This window comes from Bacteroides propionicifaciens DSM 19291 = JCM 14649 (assembly GCF_000375405.1).
In the GTDB taxonomy this organism is placed as follows: Bacteria; Bacteroidota; Bacteroidia; order Bacteroidales; family Bacteroidaceae; genus Bacteroides_E; species Bacteroides_E propionicifaciens.
This window is the reverse complement of the sequence record NZ_AQWS01000008.1, coordinates 71,756-83,144: the sequence shown is the minus strand read 5'-3', so window position 1 is coordinate 83,144 and position 11,389 is coordinate 71,756. Positions and strand designations below refer to the sequence as shown.

Here is an 11,389-nt window from a genome sequence, read left to right as displayed (position 1 = left end):
AAGCTGGATCATGTTATAATATTGCACTAATCTATAGCAATTGGAACACTTTATCTCAATCATCCCGTTAAGATTATAAATTTCTTACAGTTTATTGGACTTTAGTTTTGTTTACGGACATGCTAAATATGATGAATAATTGGAGATCNTTATTGTAAGTATTAAGAATGTTTATTGCTTTTGTAATATAAATGNATTACGAAGATTTAAGTTATTTAATCTTCTCATTAACGATTAAATTGACTCTAAGCTGGTTTAATCTACGTTATTTGATGTTTAATGCATTTAGTTATGCTGATCTTATTGAATTAGTAATTGGGTATATCAAGCTCTAAATATTCGATATAATATGGCTAGTATTGATTCTTAAATAATAATTCTATATGTTTATTAAACTTAATAATCAATACTTTAATTATGAAAAGATTAATTCTATTAGCCTCATTGATGATTGTTTGTCTGTCTATGAGTGCACAAGGTTTAAAGGGAGTATGGTTTGCTGGAGGTAATGTAAACTTTGGTAAGCAAGAGATAAATGTTACTTCAGGAGTTGAAAAAGTAACTCAAACATCTATTATGCCTTTGGTTGGTAGATTTATTTCTCCAACAGTTGCGGTAGGTGGTGCTTTGGGTTATAGTCAAGTAAAACATGACGACCTAAAGTCTAATACTTATACGATTATGCCTTTGGCTCGTAAATATTGGAATATTGCGGGTAATCTCTATGTGTTTGGTCAAATGGCTTTGCCTGTTGATATCTCTAATACCAAGAATAGCAATCCAAATACAGATGGTTTTGGCATTCATTTTCAAGTTGCACCAGGGTTTGACCTTATTGTAAATAGCTGGTTCTCGATTGAAGCCTCTTTTGTGCTTGTTAATGCTGGATATTCTCAGCATAAGCCTAAGGGTGGTGATACTGCACGTGATTGGAGCTTGAAGGGTAATACTATAGGTAGTAGCTCTTTTGGAGATCTATCAGTAGGTGTTAAGTTCTTATTCTAAGCGCGTTTATTCTTATTACATCTTAATAATAAAATCCCCTAAAACCTGTAGGCTTTAGGGGATTTTTATCTTATTGTAGTATCTACTGATCTCTTATCTCAACTGATCAGGAGCAAATTTGTCCATATCGTTGTAGTCGAGGTTTTCACCCGCCATACCCCAGATGAATGTGTAGTTGCTAGTCGCAGCTCCTGAGTGGATTGACCATTCTGGAGAAATTGCAGCTTGCTCATTTTGCATCCAAATGTGACGAGTTTGTTGTGGTTCACCCATAAAGTGACATACCGCTTGGTTTGCTGGTAGGTCGAAGTATAGGTAAGCTTCCATTCTACGGTTGTGTGTATGTGCTGGCATTGTGTTCCAAACACTACCTTCGTGAAGCATAGTCATACCCATTTGAACTTGACAAACATCTACTGTTTCTTTAACAATTAGTTGGTTGATTGTTCTACGGTTTGATTCTGCTGCACTACCCGCTTCGATTACGTTCGCATCTTTAAGAGTAATTAGTTTTGTTGGGAAAGCCTTGTGAGCTGTTGCTGAGTTGAAGTAAAACTTAGCTGGATTCTTAGCATCTTTCGAAGCGAAAACAACCTCGTGGTCACCTGCACCAACGTAAAGAGCTTCTTTGTTCTTTACTGTGTAGCTTTTCTTACCCACCTTTACAATACCATCACCACCGATGTTGATAATACCAATCTCTCTTCTGTGAAGGAAGTTTGGAGCTTTCAAGATGTCGATTGTGTCTAGAGCTAACTCTTTGTTAACTGGCATAGCACCACCTACGATAAAACGATCGTACATAGTGTATGTCATGTGGATCATATCTTTTTCGAATACTTTCTCGATTAAGAAATCTTTACGAATCTTTTCTGTCTCGTATTTTTTGAAATCTTCTGGGTGATGTGCATAACGTACATCCCATTCGATGTGTTTTTGAGCATTTAAGCTAAAGCCTGCAAACAGTAGTGATACTGCAAATAGAATCTTTTTCATGTTCATTGTTTTTTAATTAAGTACTTTATTTATACGTTTTCTTTGATATTACGTCTACGGTTAATCCACAGTAAAGCAAGTGTTCCTGCTCCTAGGATTAATGCACCAACCAACTTAAGGTTATAGTTTAGTTCGTAGATTATCCAAGTCAGTGGGCTGGCTGCAAAGTCAATTGTACCAACTTGTTGACCCGTTGTATATTTGTCTCCCGTAGCAGCAATTACCGATTCGGTAAAGATACCCGAAAGGCTTGTTACCATATAGTTACCCATAATCATTAAGATCAAACCAATTAGGAATGTCTTAAATACATTACCCTTAGTAAAGGGCAAGATCATAGGAAAAATATATAATAGACCAGCAAGACTCGTTAGGGGTAAAAACTTATTTCCAGGTAGGATAACCGATACGAATAGCAACACAGGAATCAAAAGAATAGTTGATACTAGTGTAGCTGGGTGACCAATTACTAATGCTGGAGTCATACCAATATAGAGTGAGTTGCTGTTTTTGAATTTCTTCTTAACAAGCTCGCGTGTTGCCTCAGAAATAGGAAGTAAACCTTCGATAAAGAGTGAGGTTACACGAGGAATGAGTTCCATTACGGCACCCATAATAATTCCTAATTGAAGGATTTTGGCAAAATCATACTGTGCTAGAGCACCTAGCAAACAGCCTACAATTACACCCAAAAAGATGGGCTCACCAAGTAGTCCAAATCTCTTTTTCATCTGATCGGCATCAATCTGAATCTTATTGATTCCAGGAATCATATCTAAGATCTTATTAAGTACCAAGGCAAAAGGAGCATAAGCCACAACAAAGGGTTGAGGAATAGAGATACCCTCCATCTTGTCGTAAAACTTAGCAAATGGTTTTGCTGTCATATCGGCAAGAACAAGAGAGATAACATAACAGATCACAGCTGCAAATAGACCATAGCCAAAGCTATCGGTCGCTAGTGCAACGATTGAACCCACAAAAGCATGATGCCAAAAATTCCAGATGTCGATATTCACCGTACGAGTTCCTTTGAAAATAAGTAGAACCACGTTAAGTGCAATACACACTGGAATCACCACAGCACCTACGGCTGAATTATAAGCAACCTCTGCAGCAGCAGGCCATCCAATGTCTAGAATATCTGTCTCTAGGTTGTAGATTGTTGCTAGTGCATCAACAGCAGGCCCTAGGTTATCGGTCAGAAGCTTGGTAATAACACCAAGTCCAACAAAACCAACACCCACATACAGACCCGAGCGTACAGCCTTTGTGATGTTAACACCCATGCAGACACCAATTATCGTAAAGATAATTGGCATCATCACACTGGCGCCCAATCCAATTACATAACCAACTCCTAAATTAAGGGAGTCTAAAATTGAATTAAGAAAATCCATAATTAAGCTTGTTTATATTTCTTAGCAATAGCAATAACCTCTTCGCATTTCTTAGAGATTACCTGCCAATCACCACTTTGAATTACTTCGCTTGGGAATAATTTAGAACCCATGCCCACACAAGCAACACCACCCTTGAACCAAGCAGCTAGGTTCTCTTCAGTTGGCTCAACACCACCTGTAACCATTGCATTTGTCCAAGGCATTGGAGCTTTTAGGTTCTTCACAAAGCTAGGGCCACCTACATTACCTGCAGGGAATACCTTAACCACTTCAGCACCTAATTCTTGAGCTTTATTGATCTCAGTTACTGAACCACAACCAGGGATGTAAGCCACTTGGCGACGGTTACAGATTTTAAAAATCTCTTCATTCATCATTGGTCCAACAACAAAGCTAGCACCAATTTGAAGATAAATAGCTGCTGTAGCTGGTTCAACAATCGAACCAATACCTAGCACCATCTCTGGGCAGTTCTTGATGGTCCATTTGTTTAGTTCAGCAAAGATCTCGTGAGCGAAGTCACCACGGTTGGTAAATTCGAAAGCACGAATACCTCCATCGTAGCAAGCCTTTACTACGGCTTCTGCTACCTCTACGTCTTTGTGATAGAACACAGGAACGATAGGACGTTCCAACATTGTGTTATAAACATGTAGTCTTGAGAATATTGACATATTGTGTTGTTTATTTTGGTTGTTTTCCGATATAAGCTAGAATTCCACCGTCAACATAAAGAATGTGACCGTTTACAAAGTCTGATGCACCCGAAGCAAGGAATACCACAGGACCTGAAAGATCTTCTGGATTACCCCAACGTGCAGCAGGAGTTTTCGAGATAATAAATGAATCGAAAGGATGTGGCGATCCATCTGCTTGTTTCTGGCGTAGTGGAGCAGTTTGAGGTGTAGCAATATAACCTGGGCCAATGCCGTTTACTTGGATATTGTGCTCACCAAACTCGCATGCAAGATTCTTAGTTAGCATTTTAAGTCCACCCTTAGCTGCTGCATAAGCTGAAACCGTCTCACGACCTAGCTCGCTCATCATTGAGCAGATGTTGATGATCTTACCTGCCTTCTTAGCAATCATACCTGGAGCTACAGCTTTTGATACGATAAATGGACCCACTAGATCGATGTCGATTACCTCTTTGAAGTCTTCAACCGACATTTCAATAACAGGAATACGTTTGATAATACCTGCATTGTTTACAAGGATATCAATAGTACCATGTTTTGCTTCCACATCTTTTACCATAGCTACGACTTGATCCTCTTTAGTTACATCACATACGTAACCATAAGCGTCAACACCGTTTGCTCTATATTCTGATTCTGCAGCTTTAACTGCATCTGCTTTACGTGCATTAAAAATTACTTTAGCACCAGCTTTTCCTAGAGCTGTAGCCATTCCCATACCGATACCATAAGTACCACCCGTTACAAGAGCTATTTTTCCTTCTAATGAAAAGTTGTTAATCATAATTGATTTTGTTTTTAATGAATAATGTTATTAGCGAGATACACGGCCCGATCCATCTCCACCCATAAGGTTTTCAACCTCAGGAACAGAAACCAAGTTGAAGTCGCCATAAACGGTGTGCTTCAAGCAAGAAGCTGCTGTTGCAAACTCTAATGCTTTTTGATCGTCATCCGTGTAAGTTAATAGACCGTAGATTAAGCCACCCATGAAAGAGTCACCACCACCTACTCGGTCTACAATATGAGTAATGTCATATCTCTTTGACATGTATAGTTTGTCTGAGTAAAGACAGCCACCCCAAGTATTGTGATTTGCATTGATAGAACCACGAAGCGTAATGATTACCTTCTTAGCTCTAGGATATTTTTTCATCATCTGTACACATACAGACTCAAACTCACGAGCATCAACCTGACCGCCAGTTTGAGATACATCGAAACCTTCTGGTTTGATGCCGAATACTTTTTCGAAGTCCTCTTCGTTACCTAGGATAACATCGCAACCCTCAACAAGCTTTGGCATAACCTCTTGAGCTGTTTTACCGTATTTCCATAAGTTCTTACGGAAGTTAAGGTCAGTCGAAACAGTAACACCCATCTCATTGGCAATTTGAATAGCCTCTAGACAAGCATCAGCTGCACCCTGTGAGATAGCAGGAGTAATACCAGTCCAGTGAAACCAATTTGCTTCTTTGAATACCTCTCTCCAGTTTACCATACCTGGCTTAATCTCAGCAATAGCAGAGTTAGCGCGGTCATAAACCACCTTAGAGGCACGAGAAACAGCACCTGTTTCTAGGAAGTAGATTCCCACACGATCACCACCTCTTACGATGTGATTGGTACCTACATTGTATTTACGAAGGTCAGAAATACACCAGTTAGCAATATCATTCTGGGGTAAACGAGTGATAAACTCTGTAGGGATACCATAGTTTGAGAGTGATACGGCAATGTTAGCTTCACCACCACCAAATGTAGCATTAAGTGAAGTAGACTGAATAAAACGATTGTAACCAGGAGTTGCTAAACGTAGCATGATTTATCCGAAGCTTACGACTTTCTTCATAATGGATGAATTAAAATTATTTTGACAAAATAGCAAAAATAATGATTATTTTTTATTAATGACACATTATAACTTTATTTATTAATGCTCATCAAGTGTCCTGAATTAGGGGTTTAGGTATTTCTTCTTTGAAAATAGGCATATTTCTCACAAGAACTTCCAATTCTTGTATTAAAGGTTGTTTATTAGAAAGATTGTGAATCTTTACATTAAGCTAAGATAAAATATTTGGTAAATTGAATATCCTGTATAGGTCATATCTAGAGGATCTTCTATTGTTTTATTGTTATTTATCGTATAAGTCGGCTTTAGTTGATGATTTAGTTAATAAGTAGTTCCTTCTTTAACTTAAAGTGTTGATATTCTTATGAAAGCCTCTGAATGTTTTTATATTTGTAGGTAACCTTAATCATAAGTCTTAATGAGAAAAATATATTTGCATTTTCTTTCATTATCAGCTACTCTATATCTCTTGATGATGACTTCTGTCGCTTATGCTCAAATTTCATCATTGAAGTTAGATTCCATACTTCTTCAGTCTAAAAATATACTTCAAGCTAACCCCCAAGAAGCTTTACGTAAGTCAAAGATGATAATGGATTATCGAGATTCACTTTTAAATACTGAAATACTCACCGAAGCTCTATTTATTTATGGTAGAGCTGCTAGCTACTTGGGCGATTTCGATACAGCTATGTTGTCGCTTTTTGATGCCATGTTGATTTGTCCTAGTACCTCTCAAGGTTTAAAAGCTGATATTTACATGGAAATATCAGATATCTATAATCGTTTAAAAGATTATAGACAAGCTTTTGAGTATAATGATAAGGCTTTGGCAATCTTTAAATCGCAACAAGATTCCATAGGGATTGCCTCTTCTTTTAATAACCGAGGGATTGTTCATGCCAATTTGCTTGAATTTGATGTGGCAGAGCAATTCTTTAAAAATGCTTTGGCTATTAATAGGCGTTTGGGTAATATTAAGAGTGTAGCCGCCAATTTGAATAATCTCTGTTTGTATGAAGGTAATTCAAAAGAGAAGCTAGGATTTATTGAGGAATCGATCGTAATCAACAAAAATCTTAATGCAAACTGGGCCTTGTGTGAGAACTATAACAATAAAGGTAAACAGCTTTTTTATGCAGGAAAATATGATGATGCTCTGGCTACTTTGCTTTGTGCTCAAAAAGAAATAGCTCAGGTGGGTAGCAAGGAGTTAGAGTGTGATAATTATGAGTATCTATCTTGGGTTTATAGTGCTATGGGGCAGTATGACAAGGCTTATAATTCACTTTATAAGTTATTTCTTCTTTCTCATGAGCTTTCTAATGGTCAAAAGCTCCGTAGTTTGGATAAGAGCATTGCTGATAAGAAACTTCAAGATGCGCAGAGACAGGTTGAGTTTAAAGAGAATGCAATGAAGATTGAAAACCTAAAGCGTAATGTCGTTTTTCTGTTCACGATTATTGTATTACTATTTGTTGTTTCTCTCTTTATTTACCGTTGGTCTAAGAAACGTAAGGATCTTGAGCTAGTGAGAGCTAAACTCGATTTGGAAAAATCGCAACGTGAACTTGCTGAACTGAAGATTTTGAAGCAGAATAAAGACTTAGAGAGTATCCAAGAAGATTTAAATCAAGTTAATAAAGAGGCCACTACGTTTGCGATGTTTATCAAAAGTAGAAATGAGTTGCTTGAATCGATCCAAGATCAAATTAAACATGGTGCTAAGCTCCCAGATGCAGAACTTAAGAGGCACTTACGACAACTCAGTTTATTCTTGATACAATATCAAGGAGGTAATCAGGTTGACAGTCTCTTATTGAAAAGTATAGAAGAAAAGAACCAATCCTATATTATTAGACTTGAAGAAAAGCACCCAGGTCTAACTCGTGGTGAAATTAATTTAGCCCTTCTTCTTCGTGTTAATTTATCGACAAAGGATATCGCTTTACTTTTAGGCTCAAATCCTAAGAGTGTGAATATGAATAGATATCGTCTTAGAAAGTCGCTACACCTAGACAGTGAAGATAACTTGGTAGAGTATCTTCAGCATGTTTAGAGTGTTAATTTATATATATGTATATAATGGTGATATACATGCAATGTAGATTGCTTTGTTGTTGTAATAGATTGATTTATAGTGTGGTGTAGTTTTGGATGTAGATATAAAAGAGCCTATTACTTATTGTTTGTAGATACTTTATTTGGATTAATTTAGTTTTTATTTCATGTTTATTGGTAATTATGAGTGTGAAAGTTTAATATTATTAATCCTTATACGAGAAGCTATGAAAAACAAGTATTATTTATCAAACAGATTTAAATACTTTCTGATTTGTTTGATGTTATTTTTCTCTACAGCAGTTCATGCTCAAAATATTCAACTGCGAGGTACCGTTCACGATACTAGTGGACAGCCCATTATTGGAGCAAGTATTTTAGTCAAAGGTACTGCTACCGGTACTGTTAGTGATTACGATGGACAATTTTCTTTAAATGTGTCTTCAAATTCAATCTTAGTTGTTTCTTACATTGGTTACAAAACTCAAGAAGTTTCTGTTAAAGGTAAATCCAATATTGATATCATTTTAGTTGAAGATGCGCTAATGCTTGACGAAACTATTGTCATTGGTTATGGTACTATGAAAAAGAGTGACATGACTGGAGCTATATCATCTGTAGATGTCGATCAGTTGGCCAATCAGGCTACAATAAACCCAGGAGAGGCTCTTCAAGGTAAAATAGCAGGTGTTAATGTTCAGAAGACTAGTGGCTTGGCAGGCTCAGGAGTGAGTATTAAAATCCGAGGTGTAAAGACTTTTGGTAGCAATGAACCACTGTGTATTATCGATGGCTTTCCGGGCGATCTAAATAGTGTGAACCCACAGGATATCGAATCTATGGAGGTTCTTAAAGATGGGGCTGCAGCGGCTATTTATGGTTCTGTAGCGGCCAATGGTGTAATTATCGTAACGACCAAAAACGGTAAAAAAGGTGACATTAAAGTTGACTTCTCGACTTTCTTCAGCTTTAAGAGTATCGCTAAATCTCTAGACATGCTTAATGCTACTGGTTATAAATCAGTACATAAACAGATGTATGATAACTGGAACGATTATGCAGCACTGACAGGAGAGAGGCCAGTTCAATTGCCTTCGTATATAACAAAGGAATCTGATGTCAATACCAATTGGGAAGATGCCATGGAGCGCTCGGGGCTTATGCAAAACTATATGGTAAGTGTACGGGGTGGTTCTGACAAGGCACAGTATTCGATATCTTATAATCACGTTGACGAAAAAGGAGTATTCTTGGGTAGCGATTTTAGGCAAGAGAATGCTAGAGCTAAACTCTTTATGACGAAGTATATCTTTGATTTTGATGCAAATATGTCGTTCAAATACACCGATTCTAAATCGCCTCAATATCAGATTAAAGAGATGTATATGATCTCCCCTCTAGTGCCTATCTATGATAAAAATCAAGAATATGGTTATGGTTTGACCGATTTTGACGATTTGCCAAATAACAGAAATATTATGGCAGACTATCATTACCGAAAGAGAACTAATAAAACTTATCATACTACAGCAAATATTGGACTTACGATAAATATAACGGACTGGTTAAACTTTAAGACCAGTTACGCTTACCGAGGAGAACACAACCGAGGTACTTATCATACTCCAAAATATATTGCTGATAGAAAATCTAAAACAGAATACCCCTCAAATAGTGCCAATACAGCCTATTGGGATGAGCAGATTTTTGATAATGTATTAAACTTCAATAAAGGCTTTGGGCGACATGGTGTAAATGCTATGGTAGGAAGCTCGATTACTACTGAGAAATATAGATGGGAAAGTGTTGGTGTAGAAGGAAAAAATACTACTCATAAAATAGTGGATGGCAAGCTAGTTTCTACTGATGAGCCAGGAGGTTTCCTGGATGAGAACTTCCCTACAATTAATGCAGGTATTGGTGGAACATTTAATGGTACGGGTAGTTTCTGGGAGTACAACCGTGCTTCTTTCTTTGGGCGACTCAATTATAATTATGCCGACCGCTATCTTTTCCAAGCAACTATGCGTTATGATGGTTCTTCAAAATTTGGTTCAGATGAGCGATGGGGTTCTTTCCCTTCGTTAGCTGTTGGTTGGAGAATTTCCGAAGAAGCTTTCTTTCCAAAAGACATTGCTTTACACAATTTGAAATTCCGATTTAGTTGGGGGCGTCTAGGTAACGAGGGAGCTTTGGGTAAATATGATTTCTTGGCTAAGATTACCACATATAATACATTCTATCAGGGTTATGTTAAAGGTAATGGAGCCAATCCTTGGCCCGGTAGTATTGCTCGAAGTCTCGAAAATAGATCACTAAAATGGGAAACTACAGACACGAAGAATATTGGATTTGACTTTGGCTTTTTCCAAAATGCACTTAGCGGTTCTATCAACTATTATCACAACATCACAAAAGACTTATTAATAACGAAGGTTTTACCTCCTTCAGCTGGCCTTGATAGCCCCGTATTAAATGTAGGAGAAATTGAAAATAATGGTTTTGAGTTGGAATTAAACTGGGTACACTCCGTTAAAGACTTTAACTATAATATTGGTCTTAACCTATTTACAACTCGTAACCGTGTTAAAGCGCTATCGGATGCCTCACAAGTACTCTATGGTGAGGGTTTGAAATATGGTGATGAGCATTTCCCTACGCAAACTAAAGTTGGAAAGCCCATAGGTAGCTTTTACTTATATAAGACTGCTGGCATATTCCAAAGCAATGAAGAGGTACAAAAATATGTTAATAAAGATGGTGGATTACTTCAGTCAAGTGCAGGTCCTGGTGATATCCGCTTTGTCGATGTCAACGGAGATGGTGTAATCAATGATGACGATAAGGTTTATTCGGGTTCGGGTATACCTAAGGTCGAAGCTAACTTAAGCTTCGGCGGATCTTATAAGGGTATTGATTTCTCACTACTATTTGGAAGTGCTTTTGGGCATAAATTGTATAACGGAAATAAATATTTCTATGAAGGTATGAACTCGGGATCGAACTTCCTCAAATCTACACTTCATGCTTGGACTCCTGAAAATACGAACACTAGTGTGCCAAGAGCAATCTATCAAGACCCTAACAGTAATACCCGTGAGTCGGATCGATTCTTAGAAAGGGGTGATTTCTTACGATTAAGACAACTTCAGATTGGTTATACACTGCCTAAGGCATTGACCATGAGAGCTTATTTGGAACGTTTACGATTTTACGTAAGTGCAGAGAATTTATTTACTATTACTGGCTACGATGGCATTGACCCTGAATTTTCAAGGGGGGTACTTAATATTGGTGTTGATCGATTGATTTATCCTTTTACTCGTTCGTTCACCGTTGGAGCTCAAGTAACATTCTAACACTTAAATCAG

8 protein-coding genes are annotated in these 11,389 nt (G+C 37.5%); 3 read left to right on the top strand and 5 right to left on the bottom strand.

Annotation, left to right across the window (positions count from 1 at the left end):
• The first annotated feature begins 417 nt into the window (after positions 1–417).
• Entirely contained in the window at positions 418–1,005 is a 588-nt protein-coding gene (locus B091_RS0103715; RefSeq protein WP_244847790.1) for a porin family protein, read from the top strand.
• 93 nt (positions 1,006–1,098) lie between these two features.
• On the opposite strand, the gene kduI is transcribed toward B091_RS0103715, so the two are convergent.
• Genes kduI through B091_RS0103690 form a run of 5 tightly spaced genes read right to left on the bottom strand, consistent with a single transcriptional unit; the run spans position 1,099 to position 5,924 of the window.
• A complete protein-coding gene (gene kduI, locus B091_RS0103710; protein ID WP_018108663.1) occupies positions 1,099–2,001 on the bottom strand; it encodes a 5-dehydro-4-deoxy-D-glucuronate isomerase in 903 nt (300 codons plus the stop codon).
• 29 nt (positions 2,002–2,030) lie between these two features.
• Complete coding sequence (locus B091_RS0103705) at positions 2,031–3,401, bottom strand: PTS galactitol transporter subunit IIC (protein ID WP_018108662.1); 1,371 nt, start codon at positions 3,399–3,401, stop codon at positions 2,031–2,033.
• A gap of 2 nt (positions 3,402–3,403) precedes the next feature.
• Positions 3,404–4,078: a bifunctional 4-hydroxy-2-oxoglutarate aldolase/2-dehydro-3-deoxy-phosphogluconate aldolase gene (locus B091_RS0103700; protein ID WP_025069651.1), complete on the bottom strand. Its 675-nt coding sequence runs from the start codon at positions 4,076–4,078 to the stop codon at positions 3,404–3,406.
• Positions 4,079–4,088: 10 nt separating this feature from the next.
• Positions 4,089–4,886: a gluconate 5-dehydrogenase gene (locus tag B091_RS0103695; RefSeq protein WP_018108660.1), complete on the bottom strand. Its 798-nt coding sequence runs from the start codon at positions 4,884–4,886 to the stop codon at positions 4,089–4,091.
• A 30-nt stretch (positions 4,887–4,916) separates the two neighbouring features.
• The gene (locus tag B091_RS0103690; RefSeq protein WP_018108659.1) at positions 4,917–5,924 is read right to left on the bottom strand and encodes a sugar kinase; all 1,008 of its coding nucleotides are present in this window, start codon (positions 5,922–5,924) and stop codon (positions 4,917–4,919) included.
• 451 nt (positions 5,925–6,375) lie between these two features.
• Between B091_RS0103690 and B091_RS0103685 the strand changes: the two genes are divergently transcribed.
• Positions 6,376–8,016 carry a tetratricopeptide repeat protein gene (locus tag B091_RS0103685; protein ID WP_155888247.1) on the top strand — a complete coding sequence of 547 codons (1,641 nt, stop codon included), beginning with the start codon at positions 6,376–6,378 and terminating at the stop codon, positions 8,014–8,016.
• 283 nt (positions 8,017–8,299) lie between these two features.
• On the top strand, positions 8,300–11,377 hold the full coding sequence (locus B091_RS0103680; RefSeq protein WP_244847793.1) for a SusC/RagA family TonB-linked outer membrane protein: 3,078 nt from the start codon (positions 8,300–8,302) through the stop codon (positions 11,375–11,377).
• The last annotated feature ends 12 nt before the right edge of the window (positions 11,378–11,389 follow it).

Excerpts from the sequence above, each read along its gene's own strand:
- B091_RS0103705 (WP_018108662.1), bottom strand. The coding sequence starts at position 3,401 with ATGGATTTTCTTAATTCAATTTTAGACTCCCTTAATTTAGGAGTTGGT.
- B091_RS0103680 (WP_244847793.1), top strand. The coding sequence starts at position 8,300 with ATGTTATTTTTCTCTACAGCAGTTCATGCTCAAAATATTCAACTGCGA.
- B091_RS0103715 (WP_244847790.1), top strand. The coding sequence starts at position 418 with ATGAAAAGATTAATTCTATTAGCCTCATTGATGATTGTTTGTCTGTCT.
- B091_RS0103700 (WP_025069651.1), bottom strand. The coding sequence starts at position 4,078 with ATGTCAATATTCTCAAGACTACATGTTTATAACACAATGTTGGAACGT.
- B091_RS0103695 (WP_018108660.1), bottom strand. The coding sequence starts at position 4,886 with ATGATTAACAACTTTTCATTAGAAGGAAAAATAGCTCTTGTAACGGGT.
- kduI (WP_018108663.1), bottom strand. The coding sequence starts at position 2,001 with ATGAAAAAGATTCTATTTGCAGTATCACTACTGTTTGCAGGCTTTAGC.
- B091_RS0103690 (WP_018108659.1), bottom strand. The coding sequence starts at position 5,924 with ATGCTACGTTTAGCAACTCCTGGTTACAATCGTTTTATTCAGTCTACT.
- B091_RS0103685 (WP_155888247.1), top strand. The coding sequence starts at position 6,376 with ATGAGAAAAATATATTTGCATTTTCTTTCATTATCAGCTACTCTATAT.